The organism is Streptomyces sp. NPDC014623 (assembly GCF_043088245.1).
Taxonomy (GTDB): domain Bacteria; phylum Actinomycetota; class Actinomycetes; order Streptomycetales; family Streptomycetaceae; genus Streptomyces.
Genome location: NZ_JBIBZU010000002.1, coordinates 215,453 through 236,747 on the forward strand (window position 1 = coordinate 215,453; position 21,295 = coordinate 236,747).

Here is a 21,295-nt window from a genome sequence, read left to right on the forward strand (position 1 = left end):
TCCAAGCCCACCTGCGGGAGATCGGCGTCCCGCCACAGCGCGGCAGGACCTCCGCGATCCGCCAACTCGTCCTCCAAGCCCCGACCCCGTCATCGCCAAGGCCCTCGGCTACCACGACAAAACCGCCACCCGCCTGGTCACCGAGGTCGGAGGCACCTGGGCCCGCGCCCCCGGCGACCACACACGGTGACACCAGGCACGGCCTCAACGAGGAATACGCGACACCTCAACATGCGAGCCCACCCGTCCCACGGCCGCCTTTGCACACGTGCTGGCCCTCCTGGAGAGGCCCCTCATCGGGACCGGTTCCGCCGAGGTGCGGCGGGAAGTCGGGTGACGGTCCCCGACTGTTCGAGTTGCTCCCGGGTGTGCGCGAGCTCCAAGTCGAGCTCGGCCACGATCCGCCGCAGCGCGGCGCTGAGGGCTTGCTCGCTCGCGAGCCTTTTCGTGACGGCCGCCAGCTTCTCTTGCACCTCGCCGTAGCGGTCGGTGAGTTCCTGCATGGCAGCCGGTGTGGCGTTCTGAGCTTTGACGCGGGCTTGGAACTCCTCGATGAGGTCTCTGTGGTCGCCGTAGGCGACGTCTCGTCTCAGGCTGGACTCGCGCAGCAGCTCGGTGGCCGTGAGCCTCCCGGATTCCGACCGCAGTGGGGTGCCGGCAAGGAGACGGTCCGCGGCACTCCGCAATGCTGCACGCTCGGCTTCCCGATCTCGGACGCGTCGATTCGTCATGCGATGCCTCTTCCGTCTTCCGTCGCACAGTCGCGGTGGCGCTCGATGATGGTCAGGTGCTGAGCGGCCTGGGCGGCCGCCCGGTCCCGACGCGGCTGGGGCGCCAGTGGGTCCGCGGCGTCTGCTTGCAACTGCACGAGTTCCTGCTTCAGCTCGGTGATGTCGCGGTCGGTGTACGCGAGATTCGCGCACGTTGATCGGCAGTCGGTTTCATCTGGGGCGTCAGCGCCGGGCAGGCCCAGGGCGAGCTTCGCCTTTCGGCAGGCGGCAGTCGCGGCCCGCCACACGCAGGTCATGCCCTGGCCATGATGAACAGCTGGGTCGGCTTGTTCGAGGAGCCGCTCGGCGTTGCGCACTCCCGTCACAACGCGTCCGGCGAATGGAGCGGATTGGCCGACGCGGTCACGGTATTCCTGGGCGGAGGGGCCGCTGACGTGCTCACCGGATTCGAGGAGGCGGGTGTCCTCCTCGATCTGGTCGATGATCAATTCGAGTCTCTCCACGGCGACGTCCTGGAGCCACGAGGGGTCCTCGTTCCCTGCGTAGCTGAGAGTTACTTTCGTATCCACATGGCCGTACTGCAGCGCGGCCGCGATCAGCCCTCGTGGTCTGCGGACGATGAATCGGGCCAGGGTCCGGCGGAAGCGGGTTGCGTTTATGCGGCCGGCGGGGTCGGCCGGAATGGCGTCGGCGCCGTCTGCTCGCCGGAACTCGGAATTGATCCAGGAGATCAGGTCCTGGATGTCGTCGTTCATGGCTGTGCCCTCGCGGGCGTTGGCGCTGGCCGGACGGTCGCGGTGGGCGTAGACGAGGCTGGAAGGGAAGAGCAGCGGGAGGTCGTGCAGGCTCTCGGCAAGCGCGATGGCCGCGTGAACGCTGTCCACCACGACCCATGGTCTCAAGGGCTCCGTGAGGTCCGGGCTGTCCGGTGCGCGGTCGAAGCCTTTGCCGCGGTGCCCGTTGACCTGCAGTTCCCCTGTCTCGTCGTCGTGGTTGCGGCAGCCGCGGCGCAGGTTGAGTACCTCTCCTGGGCGCATGCCGGACAAGTAGCAGATGGCCGTGAACAGGGCAGCGCTCAGCAGTCGCACCATGGTCGGGAGTTCACTGACATCGATCGGGGTTGGTCGCCAGGGTTTGCCGTTGACGCTGCCGGTGATCTTTCCGACGCTGGCCACGGGACTCAACGGCAGACCGCTGAGGGCGAAGAGCCGCCTGTGCTTCGGGGTGAGGCCGCTGCGCAGATTCTTCCGGACGCCGACGAGCCGAAGGACGTGGTTGCCGGCTAGCTCCAGACCATGTTCACCTACCTGACCTGGCAGGGTGATGTCGTTCTCCGTGCAGTGTTCGATGTGGGCGAGGAACCGCTGCTGCGTTGTTCCGGTGTACTTCGTCTGTGAGGGATGCTCGCCGGCGTCGAGCTGCTGGTACTCGCGCCAGGCGTCCCGGATGTCGGGGTCGATCTGTTCGATCATCAACAGCACCCAGGCCAACAGGGCCTCCATGGTCGCGTCCGAGATGCGCGGGGTCTTGTTCTCCCGTCGCTTCCTCGCCGCCGCGCCGACGACTTCGTTGGCGGTTTGACCGGGCCAGGGGAAATCGCAGCCGAGACGGCCTTCAGCGGGAAGGTGGTCGCGGAAGAGCCACAAGACGCGCACCGCGCCGATCAGGTCAGCTTTCCGGCCGTCGGTGCGGCCGAGGTCGAGGACATACGTTCGGAAGGTGTCGAGGTCCTGGTTCCGGACGTCGGAGAGACTCTCGAAGCCTTGGTCGGCCAGCCAGCGGGCGATCACCCGCATGTCGATGATCCAGTAGGGGAACGTTCCGATGCCGGCCTGTTCATTTGGACTCTGCCGGCCGTGGGGCTCGACCGGAACAGGATGGTCGAGGGCTGCCAGGAAGAAGGCGCGGAAGTGCTGGCGCAGGGCGTCGGGGAAGGTGGGCCACCACACGGCCGGGATGGCGGCATGGGCATCTCGGTGGGCTGGCTGGATGTGCCATACCTCGTCCGCGTAGCGTGACATGCGTGCGGCGGGCGTGCCGATACGGACCGGCCGGTTCCGCAAAATGATCACGTCTTCGGCCGGCCAAGTGATGTCCTCGCCTGCGAAATCCGGACGTGCTGTGGCGACACGCTGGGGATCGATCACCGTAGGTCGAGCCTTCCTGCAATGAGGTCGCCAATGAGGCGTTCTTGATATGGGAGAAGGGGACCGCGGGCGTCCGCCTGCTCGGCGGGCGTGTAGTGGTCGATGATGTCCTGCAGCTGGTGGACCGTTGTCTCGTACCTGACGCGCCAGACGTTGGGGTCGAGGTTGGGCCGCAGTGCCAGCAGCCGGTCGTGGACCGCGACCTGGACCGGGAGGTGCCGGGGCAGCGCACGGGCGTTCCTGCAGTTCAGACAGACGAGGAAAGACGCGGTGCTAAGACACCTGCAAGCCAGTGAAGGGCTCCAGGTAGTGCTCTCGGGAGGTGTCCGGGTGCTTGTGCCCCAGCAGAATCGACATCTGGAGCCAGATATCTCCGAGCTGATCCCGGAAGTCCTCGATCTCCTCCGCAGTGAAGCCTTCGAGACGACGTTCTTCTACCAACGACAAGATGCAGAACCACTTCAGAGCAAAGCTGTGTCGGCACATGTGCGGCGTAGCCCACAGCGGGCACTCGCGCCGGACCCGATCCCGCTCCTCCGCGCTGAGACTGCCGTTTGGGTCTGCCGCCCGGACCCACTCCGCTGCGATGCGCTTGTTCGCCGCGTCGAAGGTGTCCTCCCAGCTGTAGACCTTCTTCGGCAGTCCGCTCACCGACAGCCACAGCCACAACGGCTCCAGCCCCTGGGGAGTGCGGCGGAAGAGAAGTCGACGCTCATCTGGAGCGAGCACGTCCAGCGCCAGAGTCGCGGGCCCCTCGGTACCTACGACCTGCAGTTCCCGGGTCCGCAGGTTGTGGCCTGTCACGATGCGCACCCCGCGCAGCCGCTCGTACCGGCCCGCACGCTGGGCACGGCGGATTGCCTCCGCCCTCGACCCCTCCAGCGGATCTGCGTAACCCTCCACCGACTGCAGCACCCGCCGCGGAATCCAGTACGTCCGCCCCTCTTCGGCTCCCTTGACGCACTTCTCCGCCAGCCATGTCTCCCCCATCCGTTCGCCCCCCGACGACGGAAGCTCCACATCCAGGACACTGGCCCACTCACGGACGCGCAGCCCCGTTCCGTACAGACCGTCGACGAAGGTGCAGTCCCGGTCTTCGTTGAAGCCTCGCCAACCTGGCTTACGCACCCCGTCGAAGCCGTAGCCGCGCAACCCGATGTTCCGCCACTGCTCCAAGGCCGACCGCAGCAGCCACTTCACCTGGCGCCGGGTCGATCCAGCAGGTCGCAGGGGATCCCGTCGTCTGCGCGCGTGTCCATGCCCGGACGCAACGTCGTTCTCATCCACGGAGTCGGCATGCGCAGTCGGGACGGGGTTGAAGATTTCGTAGCGCTTGCTCGCCCATGAGTAGAAGGAGTTGAGGCCCGCTCGATCGGTGTCGAAGGACGTCGACCGGATCCGTTCTTCGTTTCGCAGGTCGGTGAGTCGCCAGTCCTTGAACGCCTCAACGTCCCGCACCGTCGCGTCGTCCCACGAGCGGCCGATGGCGTCCAGGAAGTCGAACCATACGATCAACGTGTACGCGTACCGCCTCCAGGTCCCCGGCTCGGAGGCCGCCATCGTCCCCTCCCTGAAGAAGAGGTTGACCCGGTGGTCCGGCCGGCCAGACGGCGAGAGGATCACGGGAGTGCCATGCCGTGCGCCGTTGCGAGCGGCTCTCGCGTGCAGACTCCCGAACCTCAGGACATCAGGATCGTCGCCGAGTTGATCTGGGACGGTGAAGTCGTAGAAGTCGACGCTCCAGTGTTCCAGAACATCCATGGGTCTCTCCCCCAACGTGGTCGTAACCGACAACGCAGAGGAGCCTAAAGAACGGCCGGGCCCACCGGTCCTCCCCGGGGGAGGACGGCCTCCGGCTGCGGACGCCACTTCCACGCCGGTGCGCACGGGCGCGCCCCACCGCGTCGAGCGGACCTCGTGCGCCCCCCTTTCGGCCCTGTGTGCGCAGGTCACGGGGGTGCCACGCTGCCGTTGACCACGGGCAGCGCCCGGCCACCGAACAGCGAAAGGCTTCCTCCGTGAACCGCTTCACCGCACTCGCCGCCACCGCGATCGTCCTGGCCTTCGGGCTGGGCACGGGTCCCGTCTCGGCCACCGACGCCGGCAAGCCCGCCGCAGCCCGGGCCGCCGCTCCGAGCGCCGCGTTCGCCCGGTGCGCCCATGGCTACTTCTGCGCCTTCGACGGCTGGAACGGCGAGGGGACCCGCTGCCAGTGGTCGGCCCGCGAGATGAGGAACACCGCGGACAACTGCTCGTTCATCCGGAACGGGAGGAACGTCCTCTCGGTGTGGAACAAGACCGAGCACCGCGTCCAGTACTACACGCAGACCAACTTCAACTCGCGCGTCGGCTCGACCCTCGCCGGGCAGGGCGGCAACCTCCAGGGCAACTACCAGATCCGCTCGTTCAGGCCCCAGTGACGAGTCGGTGCTGGTGCGGTCGGAGACGAAGCCGGCGATGGCTCGGTAGGTGCCGGGCAGACGGTCGCGGCGGTGGGTCCAGCGGGCCAGTTGCTTCCAGCGGTCATGGCCGGCGAGGGGGTGTCCGGCCGTGATGCGGTCGGACGAGTGGCCGTGGCGGTCGCGTTCCCACTGTTCGGCTCTGTCGGGTGGTGCTGCGGGCCGCGTTTTCGTTGACGGGGGTGATGGCCCAGGCTGGATGATCCCGCCTCAGGACGAGGTAGCCGTCGTCCAGGAGGACCTCCACCTCGGGGATGCGCGGGAGGCAGACGGCGATACCTTCGTTGCGGGTGGCGGTAGCGTCATGCATGCGCCCGCCGCAACCGCGAAGCGCTCCTGGACGCGGTGCGCGAGGCATCATCACCGACGAGATCCACGTGGAGGAGATCACCCGCCGAGCCGGCGTGGCCGTCGGCGCGCTGTACCGCCACTGCGAAACGCGAGAGACGCTCATCGCGGAGGTCCGCCGACGGGCCACGGCCGGTACCCCTGTGGGGGGTACCGGCCGTGGCCGTTCATCCCACAGTGCACGAGGCATCCCGGTGGGGTCCGGAGCACCGCCTGCGAAGACGTACCCGGAGGAGACGAGGCGGCCCTACGTGGGCCGGTGGTACGCCCCGCTGCCATGGCCGGTCAGCTCATGCACCCTGCTGAGCGGACCCCTTCCCGCTGCCATGTGATCACACAGTCGCTTCACCGGGCGGGGGCTTCCGACTCGTCACCGCGAGCGCGCCCGTGGCGCCGATCACCACGGGCGCCTGCCGCGTCGTCCTCACCTGCACTCACTGCGGTCCTGCGGTGTGGACACGGAAAGACGCGACGGCCAGGGCGCGGTCGCCCGCAGTGTCCTGGATGAGGATGTCGGCCCGCTCGTGGTGCTGGTTCTCGGGATCGCGCGCGAGGCGTAGATGAAGGCGCAGTGTCGCATCGAGATCGGCGTTGCCGAGATAGCAGATCCGTATGTCCTGGAGCGAACGGTCGAGGAACGCCCGGTCGGTCCGGCCAAGGCCACGCCAGAGTTCCAGCAGTGCCCCCTCCGCGATGCTGAGGAACGAGGCGAAGTACATGAGCCCGACACCGTTGATGTCGCGTGTCACATCTACGCGATGGTTGACGATCAGCTGGTCGCCCGACGGGGTGTAGTGGGCCGTGGCCGGATCGTGAAAACGATGGTCGGCCCTGGCTTGTCTGCACAGTGTCTTCGGTGAGTAGACGTCGGGCAATTCCGGGAGGCGCGTGTGGTCGAAGCCGACAGGTGGGGTGTGCACCAGTCCGACATTGGTGTGGCCGGCCCCGCGGGTGAGCCAGTGGTTGAGGTTTTCCACGTACAGGCAGTCGCGCCGTGGCCGTTCGTGAAATTCCTCGAGGTCGAACGAGGCGTCGAGCTCGGTGGCTCCCTGGGGAAGCCTTCGGATGCGGTGGAGGGTCAGCACCGAGCGGCGGCCTTGGGAGAAGACTCGGGTGATGACTTCCAGCCTGTCCCCGAAGGTGATCCGCTCAGGGGTGAGATGGCCTCCGGAGCGAATGCGGAAGTAGTGGAACGCCAGGTAAGCGGCGCGCCCCTGGGCGTCCTGGGCGTTGAAGACATCGAGTCCGCACACGGTGCTGACGCTTTCCCAGGTCCAGTCACCGACCCTGGCGGCAAACAGTGCGGTGGGCCCGCACATCCCTGGTTGTACGGTCACGAGCCTGCGGACGTCCGCCGGGCCGGTCTGTTCGATGCGGGTGACGGGCGACGCGGATGCGAGAGTCACACTCACGGCAGGGTACCTCTTCACTGGTAACTGTCAGGCGTGGAAGTCGGTGAGCCCTGGGCGGAGTGCTGGGGCGCGCAGAAGCTCGTCCGTGAGGCCGAACCCGTCGACGAGCAGGTCCGCATAGGGCAGCACACGGGTACTGAGCGCTTCCAGCAGAGTCGGGATACGAGTGACCTGATGTGGGGTGAGCGTTCCGTGGGCCAGATGCCATGCGGCGTCCCGCTCCGTGAGGCCCAGCCCGTAGAGCGCCGCCAGCAGGCCGAGTGCCTCACGGGTGCGTGGGGTGGTGGCTTGGGTGGCGGCCGTGTGAAGTTCCTCGAGGGCCAGTTCGCGTCCTCGGGACTCAGCAAGGGTGAGCGCCGCATTGATGTGATGGTTCCAGGCGTCGAACAGGGAGCTCCCGCCGCGGATCTCACGGCGCATGGCATACGCCGTGGTGTCGGTCAGGCGCGACTGGCGGAACCGTGTCAGTTCACGGTGGAAGGAGGGGTCGGTCAGGCTCCTTCCCTGCGGCTCGGGGGTGCCGGTGTCCGTGGCGGGGGGGTGGGCAAGGAGTTCGTTGCCCGCCTTCGCCAGGAGAGGCAGGTTGTCGCCTTCGGCCGTGACCACGCCCTGGGCCATGGCGATGTAGTCCGCGATGCGGTTGGCGGAGAACATGCCCTGCGCCCCGGTGCGTTCGCGGCAGGTGGTGAGGACGTCGGTCATCGACCAGCTGCTGACAACTTTGGTGAGGGAGATCAGGTGGTTGGTGTCATCGCTGACTCCGGTGCGTACGAATGCGCGTTTCGTGCTGTTGACGAGAAACGTCATGGCGTAGACGTCGGCGAGCGCCCGGAAGAGTGCCGTCTGCTGGCTTCGGTAGGCGATGACGGGCACGTCGCTCTCGCCCGGTGCGAAAGTTTTGCGCTGTCGCGCGTACCTCAGGGCGATGTACAGGCTGGCACGCCCGGCCGCGACGAGGGCGGAGGCCAGACAGAGCCTGCCGGGCTGTACCCGCTCGAGGGAAGTGAGGAACCGCCGTCGCCGGCTGGGTATCGTGCTCTCGAAGGTGCCGTCCGGCATGAGCCGTCCCATGGCTCCGCCCAGCAGATTGCGGCGAGGCAGGCGTACGCCGTCGAACCAGGTGACGCCGTTGTCCAGAGCGAGACCGGGTTTGTCCGGCAGGGCTGTGGCCCGCACACCTGGGAGAAGACCTTCGGCGTCGCAGATTCTGACGATGAAGGGAAAGATGCCTCGGTCGGTGTCCTGGACGACAAGCCTGGCCATCACGACCGCGATCTTCGGAATGTCCTGGATGCCGGTGTACGGCATGAACTTCTGCGCCTGCGGGTCCGGCGTGCTCAGAACGAACTCATCGGCCAGCGGGTCGTACACCGCCCTGGTGCGCATCGCTGCCGCGTTGTTCCCGAAGCCCAGTTCGGTGACCATCAGCATGCCGACCGACCGCATGGTGGCGAGCTCTTCAATGATGTCGTCGAGGTCGTCGCGCCCTGCGCTGTGGTGCAGGAGGGTTCCCAGGCAGAGGTTGTAGTGGCTCATGAGCAGGGGCAGTGTGGTCGTGTCCATCAGCGACGGCCATTCGCTGAGCGCGAAGAGGCGAAGGGGGTCGTCGAGGACTTTCTGCGCGGGCCCGGTACGTGCGTGGACGAGGCGGCTCCGGTCGTATGCGAGTCTCCCCTGCTGGGTCGCGTCGAGCCCGCTGCGCGGCGCGAAGAGCGGATCCGAGACCGTGTCGCGGAGATCTGCGTGGACGCTGTCGAAGGTTCCGTCGAAGACCAGCCGGATCAGCTCGTCGCGGTCCTCGGATGTGCTGGAGGGCATGGTGTGGATGTGTTCTTTCCCTGTGTCTTGACTGTGGACCGCAAGCGTCAGACTGCGAAGGCGAGACTGACGTTGTGGCCGCCGAAACCGGCCGAGTTGGTGAGTGCGTACGAGGTGGCGACAGGGCGCGGCCGGCCAGTCACGACATCGAGCGTGATGGCGGGATCCAGTCGTTCCAGGTTCGCGGTCGGCGGGAGGGTCTGGCGGGAAAGTGACAGAACAGTCAGTGCCGCCTCGATCGCGCCGGCCGCGCCAAGGGTGTGACCGGTGACCCCTTTGGTGGATGTCACAGGGACTTCCGCTCCGAAGAGGCGCCGGATCGCCTCCGCTTCCACGGCATCGTTCAGCTGGGTCGAGGTGCCGTGGGCGTTGATATGTCCGACCTGCTCCGGCTGCAACCCGGCGTCCGTACAGGCACGGCGCATCGCCTGTTCAATCCCTCGCCCCTGCGGGTGCGGGGCGGTGACGTGGCTGGCGTCTGCTGATGCTCCGTACCCGACGAGTTTTGCCCGTACGTCCGCGCCGCGCCGTCGGGCATGGTCGAGGCGCTCCAGGATCAGTACCCCCGCTCCTTCGCCGATGACGAAGCCGTCGCGGTTCGCGTCGAAGGGCCGGGATGCACTGGAAGGTCGCGCGGACTGACGGGACAATGCTCCCATCCGGGCGAAGCCGGTGACGAATGTGGGCGAGACCGCGGCTTCCGTGCCACCGGCGATCACCACGTCGCAGGCACCCGAGACCAGCAGGTCGCGTGCGACACCGATCGCGGTGGCACCCGACGCGCAAGCAGTGGCCGTCACCAGGTTGGGGCCGGTGGCGTCGAATTCGATGGCGAGTCGGCCGGAGACCATGTTGACCAGCGCCATGGGATGGAAGAGCGCGGATACTCCCTTGGGCCCCCTCTCCAGGAAGCCGGCGTGCTGGCTTTCGAAGGTGGACACACCGCCTGCCGCCGAGCCGATCACCACGCCCACCCGGGTTCCGTCCCAGTGGGCGGGCTCCAGACCCGAGTCGGACACTGCCTCCCGGGCGGCCAGGAGCGACAGTTGGACAAACCTGTCCAGACGCCACGCCTCGGCCGCACCGAATTGGGCGTCCGCATCGTACGGAGGGACACGGCAGGAGATTCCCACCGGGGCGGAGGCCAGAGCAGGGTCTTCAGTGGCGGTGCCGACACCTGCGCAGACACCTCGCCAAGTCAGTTCAGTTCCCACACCGGCGGGCGATACCAACCCCAGCCCCGTCACGGCCACTTCACGGTTCACCGGTCGGCGGCCGCGTGTATGTCGAGGGCTTGCGCGGCTTCGGCCAGCGTTGCCCCCTTCCTGATCTCACCCTCCGCCATGACGATTCCGAGCTGACCTTCGATGATGTCGGTGAGTTCGACGAGGGCGAGCGAATCGACGTCGAGTTCCTCGAACGTGGCGGCGGGATGCAACTCCGCAGCGTCGACACCGAGTTTGTTCGTCAGCAGCTCGGCCAAGCGATCGTACATAGCAGTCATAGCAATGCCCTTTCTTGCCGCACAGTGCGGAATGAATTGCCCGTACCGTAACGCCAGTTGATCCTTTCAGGGTTACCGGATTGCTCCAAATGGGTGAACCGTTCGTTGTTTCATGGCGATGTGCGCGCGTTGCGCGATTCGGATGCCCGGATACCGAAGGATTTCGAGGCCTTTCCCACGCCCCAGTGCCCATGATCCCGATCATGTCGACTTCATGCGTTAAGGCAAGTTTCTGCACCTTGGTCCCGACATGGGATTTTTTTGCCCATTTTTCTCGGCGGTCACAGTGCTGGATCAACAAATGCGCGTCGCCTTGAAGTCATCGCACGACGGGAATTGGCACGTACGTCGACGGTGCGTGGGGTCTTGTTCCGATGCCTGCGCCGATGCAGGTGGTGAACGCCAGCGGCTACTGCCGTCGCCTCGTGCAGGGCAGATGGGCGTACAGCCGGACGACGACGCGGTCGTGGGTCTCGCCGGGTTCAACCACCAGCAACGTCACGGGGGTCGATCCGTCCGTGCCGAGCGGTGGCCCGGCCGTTCCCTTCATGGCACCCGCGCTTCCCGGAACGTCAACGCTCGCCCGATTCATGGTCTTCGCGGCTGCTCGGCCGGTGCGCATCGAAGTGCTGTCGGGCAGGAGGTGCTGAGGCCTGCGGTTTGGGCCCGTGTGGCGCCGGGCGCCGAAGCGGCCCACCGGTGCTGCCCGTGGGGAAGTACCGGTGGGCCGTGGAGACGGACAGGGCGTCGCGACCGGAGAGTCGGAATGCTCGAGTCGAACCAGCCCAGGAGATTCGCACCGCCTACCGGAAGCAGCCCAGGAGCCGGTGACCCCGGCGGGCGCCTCGTCGGCACTGTTCCACCCGGAACGGAACGACCGACCACAGGGCTACGTCACGCGCCGGATACCGAGGTTGCAGAAATGAGTCCGCCGTCTGCGCATTCCTGTCGGCCGCCGCCGATGGTGCCGGCGTTTATGGACTGAGACCTTTTTTCCGATGCCCATGCGGCTCGTCGCGACCCTTCGGGGAAGAGGTTTGAATACAGCAGTTGCGACCTGTCCGGATCGATGATTCGGGCAGGAGGATGCCCGTATCCACCGCAGCTCCCATGACCCGTCACACCGAACAAGTCCACCTCCGCCGCCTTTACCAGAAACCATGACGGTGTCGGGCTCGCGCAGTGGGACACCAACTGGACGGAAGCCAAAGGGACTTCGGGAAGAGGGCGGCGGTCATTGCGGCGCCCAGGCCGTGTGCAGCGGTAGGCGCAGCACCGTGTGCGGCGCTTTGATCGACCAGGCTTCCGACAGCGTCGCCCACACCCGCGCTCGGGCCAAACGGGCTGTCTCACTGCACGCGCGCGGCCGCCCGGCCGCGTGAGCCGCTCTCGTCGCCCTCGTCGTCCTCGTCCTCGTCGGGGACGTGGACGTCGAAGACGTGGATGTTGATCTCGACGACCTCCAGACCGGTCATCGTCTCCACCGCGTCCGTCACGTTCGCCCTGATCCGGTCGGCGAGTTCGTGGATCGGGACGCCGTACTCCACCTTGACGTCGACGTCGACCGCGGTCTGCTTCTCGCCCACCTCCACCTTGACGGCCCGCCCCGCCCCGGAGGACCCGGACCTCCGGCCGGCGACGGCCCCCATGGCCTTGGACGCCCCTCGGCCCACCGAATGCACGCCGTCGGTCTCGCGGATGGCGATCCCGGCGATGGTGGCCACGACGCCGTCGGCGATGGTCGTCGTGCCCCGTGTGGTCTGTCCCGCGTTCTTGTCCGCGAGTGTGCTCCCGCCCTGGGTCCCGACATCAGCCATGACTACCTCACAGAGAACAGAGAGTTGATGCGACGAGGCTGCTCGCGCCCGCGTCCGCTCCTCATTTCACTGTGCGCCTGCCCACCGCCGACCGCCATCGAGACGTACGCAGCGCTCGCCTCGGCCACGTTCCGTGACCGCGGACGCCCCCGGGCGCGCCTGTCCGCTCCGCCCGGATCCCCACGGGGGCCGGGCGTGCTCAGCATCACCCTGGACAGCCGCCGTGACCGCCGGGTAACTTTTGACCAGGACTGAGCAAGCGCTTAGCCACTGCGACCGAAGCCGAAACTGACACCAGGAGGCACCCCGTGCGCCGTACGGTTTACAACGAGGACCACGAGGCGTTCCGGGAGACCATCCGCGCCTTCATCGAGTCCGAGGTCGTCCCCGTCTACGACGAGTGGTTCGCCGCGGGCCAGGTGCCTCGCGACTTCTACTACAAGCTCGCCGAGCTGGGCATCTTCGGCATCGAGGTGCCCGAGGAGTACGGCGGCGCGGGCGTGGATTCCTTCAAGTTCGAGGCGATCCTGTACGAGGAGACCGCCCGTGCGGGCATCTCCTTCGGCGGCTCCGGGGTACACGTCCTGCTCTGCCTGCCGTACCTCAAGGCGTACGCCACCGAGGAGCAGAAGAAGCGCTGGCTGCCGGACTTCGTCTCCGGCAGGTCCATGTACGCGATAGCCATGACCGAGCCGGGCACCGGCTCGGACCTGGCCGGCATGAAGACGACCGCCAAGCTCTCCGAGGACGGCACCCACTACGTCCTCAACGGCGCCAAGACCTTCATCACCGGTGGTGTGCACGCCGACAAGGTCATCGTCTGCGCCCGCACGGACGCCCCCAAGCCCGACGACCGCCGGCACGGCATCTCGCTCCTGGTGGTCGACACCAAGTCCGAGGGCTACTCGGTCGGCCGCAAGCTCGACAAGCTCGGGCTGAAGGTCTCCGACACCGCCGAGCTGGCCTTCGTGGACGTCAAGGTGCCCGTCGAGGACCTGCTGGGCGAGGAGAACAAGGGCTTCTCCTACCTCGGACAGAACCTCCCCCAGGAGCGCCTGGGCATCGCCGTCGGCGCGTACGCGCAGGCAGCCGCCGCCGTGCGGTTCGCCCAGCAGTACACGCAGGACCGCACCGTCTTCGGCAAGCCCGTCGCGTCCTTCCAGAACACCAAGTTCGAACTGGCCGCCTGCAAGGCCGAGGTCGACGCGGCCGAGGCCGTCTGCGACCGGGCGATCGAGGCCCTGGACGCCGGTGAGCTCACGCCCGCCGAGGCCGCCTCGGCGAAGCTGTTCTGCACCGAGGTCGCGCACCGCGTGATCGACCGCTGCCTCCAGCTGCACGGCGGCTACGGCTTCATGAACGAGTACCCGATCGCCCGCCTCTACACGGACAACCGGGTCAACCGCATCTACGGCGGCACCAGCGAGGTCATGAAGTCGATCATCGCCAAGTCCATGGGCCTCTGAGACCGGCTACGTTTCTCCCCCATGAGCGCAGCACTCGACTCCCTGCTCGATCTGCTCGACCTGGAGCAGATCGAGCAGGACATCTTCCGGGGCACGAGCCGTTCGGCGGTCGTGCCCCGCGTCTTCGGCGGCCAGGTGGCGGCCCAGGCCCTGGTCGCCGCCGGGCGTACGGTCCCCGACGACCGGGGTGCCCACTCGCTGCACGCGTACTTCCTGCGTCCCGGTGATCCGGGCGCGCCGATCGTCTACAGCGTGGACCGGATCCGTGACGGGCGGTCCTTCACCACCCGCCGGGTCGTCGCCGTCCAGCACGGCAAGCCGGTTTTCCACCTCTCGGCGTCGTTCCAGGTGCACGAGGAAGGCATGGACCACCAGGCGGTCATGCCCTCCGCCCCGGACCCGGAGACCCTGCCCACGGCCGCGCAGATGCTGCCCCGGTACGCGGACCGCTTCACCGACCCGCGCATGGTGGACCGGCTGCTGGAGGCCCGGGCCGCGGTCGACCTGCGGTACGTCGACGCCCCGCCCTTCGCCACCGCCGGTGAACCGCGCGAGCCCCGCTCCCAGGTCTGGTTCCGGACGCACGGCAAGCTGGCGGACGACCCGCTGCTGCACGTGTGCATGGCGACGTACGTCTCCGACATGACACTGCTCGACTCCGTGCTGCTCGCCCACGGGCGCGGCGGCTGGTCGGTCGGTGACGTGGTGGGCGCCAGCCTGGACCACGCGATGTGGTTCCACCGCCCCTTCCGGGCGGACGAGTGGCTGCTGTACGACCAGGAGTCGCCCTCCGCCTCCGGCGGGCGTGGTCTCGGCCAGGCCAGGATCTGGACGGCCGACGGGAAGCTGGCCATCACGGTCATCCAGGAGGGCCTGGTCCGCGTCCCGAGGGACTGAGGTCACGTATTCGGACATACTGCCCCCCATGAGTGATGTCGTGAGAGACACGGGGAGTGACGAGCGGAGCGGTGGCGGCGAGTCCACGTCCACCGTCGTCGTCGCGGCGGCGGCCAATCTCGGCATCGCGGTGGCGAAGCTGGCGGCGGGGCTGATCAGCGGTTCGAGCGCGATGCTCTCGGAGGCCGCGCACTCGGTCGCCGACACCGTCACCGAGGTCATGCTGCTCACCGCGCTCAGGCGCAGCGAGAAGCCCGCCGACGAGGACCACCCGCTGGGCTACGGACCCGAGCGGTACATCTGGGCGATGCTCGCCGCCGTCGCGACGTTCGTCGGCGGCGCGGTGTTCTCCCTGTACGACGGCATCCACACCCTGCTGCGGGGCGAGGAGCTCGGCGATCCGCTCGTCTCGTACATCGTGCTCGCGGTCGCCTTCCTGCTGGAGGGCTTCTCGCTGCGCACGGGCGTCCGGCAGGTGCGCGGGGAGGCCGCACGGCTGCGGATGCCCGCGCCCCGTTACCTGCGCAGGACCCCGGACACGGCGGTCAAGGCCGTGGTGATGGAGGACTCGGCGGCCCTGGCCGGGCTGCTGCTGGCGGCCGGGGGCCTGCTCGGCGGGCAGCTCTCCGGCTCCGGGGTCTGGGACGGTGTCGCCTCGGTCCTCATCGGCGTACTGCTGGTGTACGTGGCGTGGGTGCTCTGCCGGTCCAACGCCCAGTTGCTGATCGGCCGGCCGCTCCCGGCCGGGATGCGGGCCGGCGTGCGCGAGGAGCTGCTGTCCCTGCCGCACGTCGTCGAGGTGGTGGAGCTGACCACCCTGATCCAGGGGCCCTCGGAGATGCTGGTCGCCGCGAAGACCGACTTCCGGGACGCTTCGACGGCCGCGCAGGTCGAGTGGGCGTGCGAGGAGGCGGAGCGGCGGCTGCGGGAGCGCTACCCGTCGATCCGGCGCGTGTACCTCGATCCGACCCCCGGGCGCACACAGCGGCCGGCTGCGCGCTCCGGCGGCTGAAGGGGAGCGCGGGAGCTCGTACGCGCGCCGGTAATGGCCCGGTGCTGCAGGAGACGGGGTCCGCGCTTCCTCCCGACGGGTAGAACCGTGGCGACCGCCTCCCCGGCCCAGGAGAAACAACCGTGCCCGAGCACCCCGCCCCCCTCGTCCTTGATCCCGCCGCCCTCGAAGCGGACGCCGAACACGAGCTGTTACGCGCCCGGGGCCCCGCGACGCGTATCGACATCCTCGGTGTGGAGGCCTGGTCCGTGTCCGACCCGGCCCTGCTGAAGGAGCTGCTGACCAGCCCTGACGTCTCCAAGGACGCGCGCCGGCACTGGCCGGGCTTCGAGGAGGCCCTCCGGACCTGGCCGCTCGCCCTGTGGGTCGCCGCCACGAACATGTTCACCGCCTACGGAGGCGACCACCGGCGGCTGCGCCGTATCGTCGCCCCGGCGTTCAGCGCCCGGCGCATCGCGGCGCTGAAACCGGCCGTCGACGGCATCGTGGAGGACCTCCTGGACGCTCTGGAGTCCACACCCCCCGGTGAGGTCGCCGACGTCCGCGAGCGGTTCGCCTGTCCGCTGCCCATCACGGTCATCGGCAGGCTGCTGGGCGTCCCCGCCGACCGGGCCGGTGAGTTCCGCGTCCTCGTCAGCGACGTGTTCGCCACCACCCTGTCCCCCGAGGAGGCAGCCGCCAACACGGCGCGGCTGTACGGCATGCTCGACGCCCTCATCGCCGCCAAGCGTGCCGCGCCGGGTGAGGACATGGCGTCCGTGCTGATCACCCTCGGCGAGGGAGGCGCCGACGGGGAGAGGCTGACCGAGGAGGAGCTGCGCGACACGCTGCTCCTGATGATCAACGCCGGTTACGAGACCACCGGCAACCTGCTCGACCAGGCCATCACGGCCCTGCTCGGCGACCCGGACCAGCTCGCCCACCTCCGGGAGGGCCGCGCGTCGTGGCCGGACGTCGTGGAGGAGACCCTGCGTCACTCCCCTCCGGTCAAACACCTCCCCCTGCGGTTCGCCGTGACCGACATCCCGCTGCCCGGCGGGCGGACCATCGCCGCGGGGGAGGCCATCCTCGCCTCCTACGCTGCGGCCAACCGCCATCCCGGCTGGCACGATGACCCCCACGCCTTCGATGTCACCCACATCACCAAGGAGCACCTCGCCTTCGGCCACGGCATCCACTTCTGCCTCGGCGCGGCCCTGGCCAGGATGGAGGGGGAGGCCGCGCTGAGCGCCTTCTTCACCCGCTTCCCGGACGCCGAACTCGCTCCCACGGAAGGTGACATGGGGCCGATTCCCTCACTGATCAGCAACGGCCACCGGTCGCTGCCCGTCCGCCTGCGCCCTCGGACGCCGTGACCGGACCTCCCTCTCGCGCCCCCGTGGGGACCCGGATCCCCCGAAGCCGGCGGCTCACCGCGCCCGGCCGGCGGAGGGGAGCAGCCCGGCCGCGTCCAGCAGGTAGTCGGTCATGGGGTCGTAGTAGCGCGGGTCGGCGACATGGTCGTCCAGCGGCACGGTGACCTGGAGGGTGCCCTCCGCCTCGCCCAGGAAGAGCGCGGGGTCGTTGCAGTCCGCGTAGCCGATCGAGTCGATCCCGCGCTGTCCCGCGCACCCGGCCCAGCCGTGGTCGGCCACGACCAGGTCGGGCTGTGGCCGGCCCTCGCGCTCCAGGCCGTCCAGGACGGCGGTCATCGGGACCGGCGAGTGCGTGTGCCACAGGGTCGCGCCGCGCTCCAGCACGGCGACGTCCGCGAACTGGAAGACCATGCCCTCGTCGGCCGTCAGGCCACCGGGGATCGTGACGATCTCGCAGCCGGCGGTCCGCAGGGCGTCCGCGGTCCGCCGGTGCACGTCGAGCAGCCCGCCCGGGTGCCCGGTCGCGAACAGCACCCGCTCCCGGCCCGCCGCCGCCTTCCGCAGCCGGGCCGCCATCCGGTCGAGGGCGTCGACCGTCAGCTCCGGGTCGATGGTGTCCTGCCCCTGCCGGTGCTCGGGGTCGTCGCTGACCCCGCACCTCTCGGCCATCACGGCCAGCACGTCCTGCTCGTCGGCCCAGCGGTCGCCGAGTTCCAGCCCCAGCCAGAAGTGGCGGTTGCCGTTGGCGAGCTGACGGTAGTGGGAGAGGTTGTTGTCGCGGGGGGTGGCGACATCGCCCGCGATGCGGGTGCGGACGAGGTGCTCGACGAGGGCAGCGCGGCTGGGTATCGGCATGCACCCATTGTGCCGTCGACGACGCACTGTGTGCCGGGTGTCCCGCACGGCGGTCTCCATCCGCCGGTACGGCCCGCCGCGGGGCTACACCGCTCCCGTCCGCACCGGGCCGCCGGGCAGGTGCCCGTCACTCACCGGCAGGGCGGGAACCGAGGGGGCCGGAGCCGGCGGGGCGGGAGCCGAGGGGAGGCCCGCGGCCGCGGCGGGGCGGAGCCGGCCCCGGCCCGCCATCCGGCAGCCCAGGCAGCCGGGATGACCGCGGCGGGCGGAGGTGTCGCGGGAGCGCCAGCCCTGGCGGCTCTTCGGGCGCGGTCCGGTGGGCTTGCCCCAGCCCGCCAGATGCAGGGCCCAGCAGGTCGCGGCCGCCAGCGCGACGACGACGGCGCCGAGCCCCAGCAGCGCGGCGGACGTGGTGATCACGGCCGCTCCCAGCACCGCGCTGCCCAGCACCCCCAGGGCCGTACCGGTCCAGCCGGCCACGGTGTGGCCCAGGTCGTGGTCACCATGTGCGCTCACGTCGGCTCCTCGGAGTGTGATAGTTCAGCGACGGGACCCGACCCCGCACCGATGACTTACGAACTAAGCAACTTAGACACTAAGGGGATTTTCCGTGGACGGCAAGAAGCGCCCGGAGGCGACGGCCGACCAGGCGCTGCAGGCGATGGACCGGATGATCGCGCTCGCCCAGTTCGGCCAGCACGACATCGCCGGGCGGCTCGGTCTGAACACCACCGATCTGACGTGCCTCGGCTTCGTGATGGAGGCCGCCCCGGCCGGCACGGCACTCACCGCGGGCGACCTCGCCGAGCGGGCGCGGCTGACCACCGGCGCGGTGACCGGTGTGCTCAACCGCCTGGAGAAGGCCGGTTACGCCCGGCGTCAGGCCGTCCCGGGCGACCGGCGCCGGGTGCACGTGGTGATGGACGAATCGGCGCAGGCGCGCGTCCTGGCGGTGTACGGCCCGTTCTACGCACGCCTGAGCGGCCTGTTCGCCGACTACGGGCCGGACGAGATCGCCGTACTGGCCGACTGGTTCACGCGGGCGCGGGCGGCCATGGAGGAATCACTCGAGGAGATCAGGGACGGGGAGGACGGAAAGGGCGCCTGACCTCCCCCGGAGTCACGACGCCGCGGCCTCGAAGGCCCCCCGCGCCAGCCGGTGCAGCAGGGCGGCCGTGGCCGTGCGGTCCGGGAGCGCTTCGGGGCGGGTCAGATGGGGGGTGGAGTTCAGCAGGCCGAAGACCGCGTGCACGGTGACCCGGGCCTCGCTCTCCGCGAGGGCCGGGTAGAGGGCGCGGACGGCCTCGACCCAGACCTCCACGTACTGCCGCTGGAGCTGGCGCACCCGTTTGCGGTCGGTGTCGCGCAGGCGGTCCAGCTCACGGTCGTGGAGAGTGATCAGCGGACGGTCGTCCAGGGCGAAGTCGATGTGGCCCTCGATGAGGGCGTCCAGGAGCGCCTCCGGGGAGCCGTCACGGGAGGCGCCGTCCTCGGTGACGCGCAGCCTGCCGCCGGCCAGCAGGCGCTCGCTGATACCGACGAGCAGTTCGGCGAGCATCGCGTCCTTGCCGGGGAAGTGGCGGTAGAGGCCGGGCCCGCTGATGCCCACCGCCGCCCCTATCTCGTCGACCCCCACACCGTGGAAGCCGCGCTCGGCGAAGAGGCGGGCCGCCTCCCTGAGGATCTGCTCGCGGCGGGTGGGAGCCGCGACTCGGGCGGCGGCATGGGTGCTCATGAGAATTCATTCTAGACAGGCGGGTTAGCGCTCGTTAACCTGAGCGCCATATGCGTTAACGCTCATTAACTATCGTCCGGCTCAGCGGTACGGGCAAGGGGGCTCGACAGGATGCAGCAGGCACCGGTCCTGGTCAGCGCGGCCGATCCCGCCTCGGAGGCCTGGCAGGCCAACGAGGCGGCGCATCACGCGCTCGCCGAGGAACTGCGCACGCGGCTCGCCACGGCACGGCTCGGCGGGGGTGAGAAGGCCCGCGCCCGGCATGTGGCGCGCGGCAAGCTGCTGCCCCGGGAGCGGGTGGACACGCTGCTCGATCCGGGCTCGCCCTTCCTGGAGCTGGCGCCCCTCGCAGCAGAGGGGCTGTACGGCGGCGCGGCACCGGCCGCCGGGGTGATCGCCGGGATCGGGCGGGTCAGCGGCCGGGAGTGCGTGGTCGTCGCCAACGACGCGACCGTCAAGGGCGGCACCTACTACCCGATGACGGTGAAGAAGCACCTCCGCGCCCAGGAGGTGGCCCTGGAGAACCGGCTGCCCTGCCTGTACCTGGTGGACTCGGGCGGCGCGTTCCTCCCGATGCAGGACGAGGTGTTCCCCGACCGGGACCACTTCGGGCGGATCTTCTACAACCAGGCCCGGATGTCCGGCGCCGGCATCCCGCAGATCGCGGCGGTGCTCGGTTCGTGCACGGCCGGCGGGGCGTACGTCCCGGCCATGAGCGACGAGGCCGTCATCGTCCGGAACCAGGGCACGATCTTCCTCGGCGGGCCCCCGCTCGTGAAGGCGGCCACCGGTGAGGTCGTGACGGCGGAGGAGCTCGGCGGCGGTGAGGTGCACTCCCGCACCTCCGGGGTCACCGACCACCTCGCCGAGGACGACGCGCACGCGCTGCGGATCGTGCGGAACATCGTCGCCACCCTCCCCGGCCGCGCCCCGCTCCCCTGGTCCGTGGAGCCCGCCGAGGAGCCGAAGGCGGACCCCGCCGGGCTGTACGGGGCGGTGCCCGTCGATTCGCGTACGCCCTACGACGTGCGGGAGGTCATCGCCCGGGTGGTGGACGGTTCCCGCTTCGCCGAGTTCAAGGCGGAGTACGGCCAGACCCTGATCACCGGTTTCGCCAGGATCCACGGCCATCCCGTCGGCATCGTCGCCAACAACGGGATCCTGTTCTCCGAGTCCGCCCAGAAGGGCGCCCACTTCATCGAGCTGTGCGACCAGCGCGGCATCCCGCTGGTCTTCCTGCAGAACATCTCCGGTTTCATGGTCGGCCGGGACTACGAGGCCGGCGGCATCGCCAAGCACGGCGCCAAGATGGTCACGGCCGTGGCGTGCACGCGGGTGCCGAAGCTGACGGTCGTGGTCGGCGGCTCCTACGGCGCCGGGAACTACTCCATGTGCGGCCGGGCCTATTCGCCGCGCTTCCTGTGGATGTGGCCGAACGCCAAGATCTCGGTCATGGGCGGTGAGCAGGCCGCCTCCGTGCTGGCCACCGTCAAGCGCGACCAGATCGAGGGCCACGGTGACCAGTGGCCCGCCGAGGAGGAAGAGGCCTTCAAGGACCCGGTCCGCGCGCAGTACGAGCAGCAGGGCAGTGCCTACTACGCCACCGCCCGGCTGTGGGACGACGGGGTGATCGACCCGGTGGAGACCCGGCAGGTGCTGGGACTCGCCCTGACCGCGTGTGCCAACGCCCCGCTGGGCGACCCCCAGTTCGGCGTCTTCCGGATGTGATGTGAGGACTT

18 protein-coding genes and 1 pseudogene are annotated in these 21,295 nt (G+C 69.0%); 7 read left to right on the plus strand and 12 right to left on the minus strand.

Features of this window, described 5'->3' with window-relative positions:
• Positions 1-293: 293 nt before the first annotated feature.
• The 3 genes from ACF1FZ_RS04955 to ACF1FZ_RS04965 form a co-directional block, all read right to left on the minus strand.
• The gene (locus ACF1FZ_RS04955; protein WP_391771963.1) at positions 294-731 is read right to left on the minus strand and encodes a hypothetical protein; all 438 of its coding nucleotides are present in this window, start codon (positions 729-731) and stop codon (positions 294-296) included.
• Positions 728-2,878, minus strand: a complete 2,151-nt coding sequence (locus ACF1FZ_RS04960) for an integrase (protein WP_391771964.1) — start codon at positions 2,876-2,878, stop codon at positions 728-730. Before ACF1FZ_RS04960 ends, ACF1FZ_RS04955 begins: the two co-directional genes overlap by 4 nt.
• A gap of 273 nt (positions 2,879-3,151) precedes the next feature.
• Entirely contained in the window at positions 3,152-4,639 is a 1,488-nt protein-coding gene (locus tag ACF1FZ_RS04965; RefSeq protein WP_391771965.1) for a site-specific integrase, read from the minus strand.
• A 257-nt stretch (positions 4,640-4,896) separates the two neighbouring features.
• On the opposite strand from ACF1FZ_RS04965, the gene ACF1FZ_RS04970 reads away from it, so the two are divergent.
• Positions 4,897-5,298, plus strand: a complete 402-nt coding sequence (locus ACF1FZ_RS04970; RefSeq protein WP_391771966.1) for a peptidase inhibitor family I36 protein — start codon at positions 4,897-4,899, stop codon at positions 5,296-5,298.
• 6 nt (positions 5,299-5,304) lie between these two features.
• Here ACF1FZ_RS04970 and ACF1FZ_RS04975 read toward each other — a convergent pair.
• The 6 genes and pseudogenes from ACF1FZ_RS04975 to ACF1FZ_RS05000 form a co-directional block, all read right to left on the minus strand.
• Positions 5,305-5,653: pseudogene (locus ACF1FZ_RS04975) on the minus strand (transposase); the annotation flags it as partial.
• A 466-nt stretch (positions 5,654-6,119) separates the two neighbouring features.
• Positions 6,120-7,097 carry an LnmK family bifunctional acyltransferase/decarboxylase gene (locus ACF1FZ_RS04980; RefSeq protein ID WP_391771967.1) on the minus strand — a complete coding sequence of 326 codons (978 nt, stop codon included), beginning with the start codon at positions 7,095-7,097 and terminating at the stop codon, positions 6,120-6,122.
• Positions 7,098-7,124: 27 nt separating this feature from the next.
• The gene (locus ACF1FZ_RS04985; protein WP_391771968.1) at positions 7,125-8,915 is read right to left on the minus strand and encodes an acyl-CoA dehydrogenase; all 1,791 of its coding nucleotides are present in this window, start codon (positions 8,913-8,915) and stop codon (positions 7,125-7,127) included.
• A 47-nt stretch (positions 8,916-8,962) separates the two neighbouring features.
• Positions 8,963-10,168 (minus strand): beta-ketoacyl-[acyl-carrier-protein] synthase family protein, encoded by a 1,206-nt coding sequence (locus tag ACF1FZ_RS04990; RefSeq protein WP_391771969.1) that lies wholly within the window; start codon positions 10,166-10,168, stop codon positions 8,963-8,965.
• Positions 10,169-10,176: 8 nt separating this feature from the next.
• Positions 10,177-10,410: an acyl carrier protein gene (locus ACF1FZ_RS04995; RefSeq protein ID WP_391771970.1), complete on the minus strand. Its 234-nt coding sequence runs from the start codon at positions 10,408-10,410 to the stop codon at positions 10,177-10,179.
• Between the two features lie 1,358 nt (positions 10,411-11,768).
• The gene (locus tag ACF1FZ_RS05000) at positions 11,769-12,236 is read right to left on the minus strand and encodes an Asp23/Gls24 family envelope stress response protein (protein WP_391771971.1); all 468 of its coding nucleotides are present in this window, start codon (positions 12,234-12,236) and stop codon (positions 11,769-11,771) included.
• A gap of 308 nt (positions 12,237-12,544) precedes the next feature.
• On the opposite strand from ACF1FZ_RS05000, the gene ACF1FZ_RS05005 reads away from it, so the two are divergent.
• From ACF1FZ_RS05005 to ACF1FZ_RS05020, 4 genes are all read left to right on the plus strand, one after another.
• Positions 12,545-13,702 (plus strand): acyl-CoA dehydrogenase family protein, encoded by a 1,158-nt coding sequence (locus ACF1FZ_RS05005; protein ID WP_391771972.1) that lies wholly within the window; start codon positions 12,545-12,547, stop codon positions 13,700-13,702.
• 21 nt (positions 13,703-13,723) lie between these two features.
• Positions 13,724-14,599, plus strand: coding sequence for an acyl-CoA thioesterase II (gene tesB, locus ACF1FZ_RS05010; protein ID WP_391771973.1), 876 nt, complete (start codon positions 13,724-13,726; stop codon positions 14,597-14,599).
• A 28-nt stretch (positions 14,600-14,627) separates the two neighbouring features.
• Entirely contained in the window at positions 14,628-15,611 is a 984-nt protein-coding gene (locus ACF1FZ_RS05015) for a cation diffusion facilitator family transporter (protein ID WP_391771974.1), read from the plus strand.
• A gap of 122 nt (positions 15,612-15,733) precedes the next feature.
• Positions 15,734-16,966, plus strand: a complete 1,233-nt coding sequence (locus ACF1FZ_RS05020; protein ID WP_391771975.1) for a cytochrome P450 — start codon at positions 15,734-15,736, stop codon at positions 16,964-16,966.
• A gap of 54 nt (positions 16,967-17,020) precedes the next feature.
• Here the strand turns inward: ACF1FZ_RS05020 and ACF1FZ_RS05025 are convergent, their stop codons facing one another.
• Together ACF1FZ_RS05025 and ACF1FZ_RS05030 are read right to left on the minus strand one after the other, a co-directional pair.
• Complete coding sequence (locus ACF1FZ_RS05025) at positions 17,021-17,821, minus strand: phosphatase (RefSeq protein WP_391771976.1); 801 nt, start codon at positions 17,819-17,821, stop codon at positions 17,021-17,023.
• Positions 17,822-17,905: 84 nt separating this feature from the next.
• Positions 17,906-18,337, minus strand: a complete 432-nt coding sequence (locus ACF1FZ_RS05030) for an HGxxPAAW family protein (RefSeq protein WP_391771977.1) — start codon at positions 18,335-18,337, stop codon at positions 17,906-17,908.
• A gap of 94 nt (positions 18,338-18,431) precedes the next feature.
• Here ACF1FZ_RS05030 and ACF1FZ_RS05035 point away from each other — a divergent pair, with 94 nt between their 5' ends.
• A complete protein-coding gene (locus ACF1FZ_RS05035; protein WP_391771978.1) occupies positions 18,432-18,929 on the plus strand; it encodes a MarR family winged helix-turn-helix transcriptional regulator in 498 nt (165 codons plus the stop codon).
• A 12-nt stretch (positions 18,930-18,941) separates the two neighbouring features.
• Here ACF1FZ_RS05035 and ACF1FZ_RS05040 read toward each other — a convergent pair whose 3' ends face one another.
• Complete coding sequence (locus tag ACF1FZ_RS05040) at positions 18,942-19,556, minus strand: TetR/AcrR family transcriptional regulator (protein ID WP_391771979.1); 615 nt, start codon at positions 19,554-19,556, stop codon at positions 18,942-18,944.
• Between the two features lie 111 nt (positions 19,557-19,667).
• Between ACF1FZ_RS05040 and ACF1FZ_RS05045 the strand changes: the two genes are divergently transcribed.
• A complete protein-coding gene (locus ACF1FZ_RS05045) occupies positions 19,668-21,284 on the plus strand; it encodes a carboxyl transferase domain-containing protein (RefSeq protein ID WP_391771980.1) in 1,617 nt (538 codons plus the stop codon).
• Positions 21,285-21,295: the final 11 nt, after the last annotated feature.

Coding starts and splice junctions, on each gene's coding strand:
- ACF1FZ_RS05015 (WP_391771974.1), top strand. CDS start 14,628: ATGAGTGATGTCGTGAGAGACACGGGGAGTGACGAGCGGAGCGGTGGC.
- ACF1FZ_RS04995 (WP_391771970.1), bottom strand. CDS start 10,410: ATGTACGATCGCTTGGCCGAGCTGCTGACGAACAAACTCGGTGTCGAC.
- ACF1FZ_RS04955 (WP_391771963.1), bottom strand. CDS start 731: ATGACGAATCGACGCGTCCGAGATCGGGAAGCCGAGCGTGCAGCATTG.
- ACF1FZ_RS04985 (WP_391771968.1), bottom strand. CDS start 8,915: ATGCCCTCCAGCACATCCGAGGACCGCGACGAGCTGATCCGGCTGGTC.
- ACF1FZ_RS04965 (WP_391771965.1), bottom strand. CDS start 4,639: ATGGATGTTCTGGAACACTGGAGCGTCGACTTCTACGACTTCACCGTC.
- ACF1FZ_RS05045 (WP_391771980.1), top strand. CDS start 19,668: ATGCAGCAGGCACCGGTCCTGGTCAGCGCGGCCGATCCCGCCTCGGAG.
- tesB (WP_391771973.1), top strand. CDS start 13,724: ATGAGCGCAGCACTCGACTCCCTGCTCGATCTGCTCGACCTGGAGCAG.
- ACF1FZ_RS05040 (WP_391771979.1), bottom strand. CDS start 19,556: ATGAGCACCCATGCCGCCGCCCGAGTCGCGGCTCCCACCCGCCGCGAG.
- ACF1FZ_RS05025 (WP_391771976.1), bottom strand. CDS start 17,821: ATGCCGATACCCAGCCGCGCTGCCCTCGTCGAGCACCTCGTCCGCACC.
- ACF1FZ_RS05000 (WP_391771971.1), bottom strand. CDS start 12,236: ATGGCTGATGTCGGGACCCAGGGCGGGAGCACACTCGCGGACAAGAAC.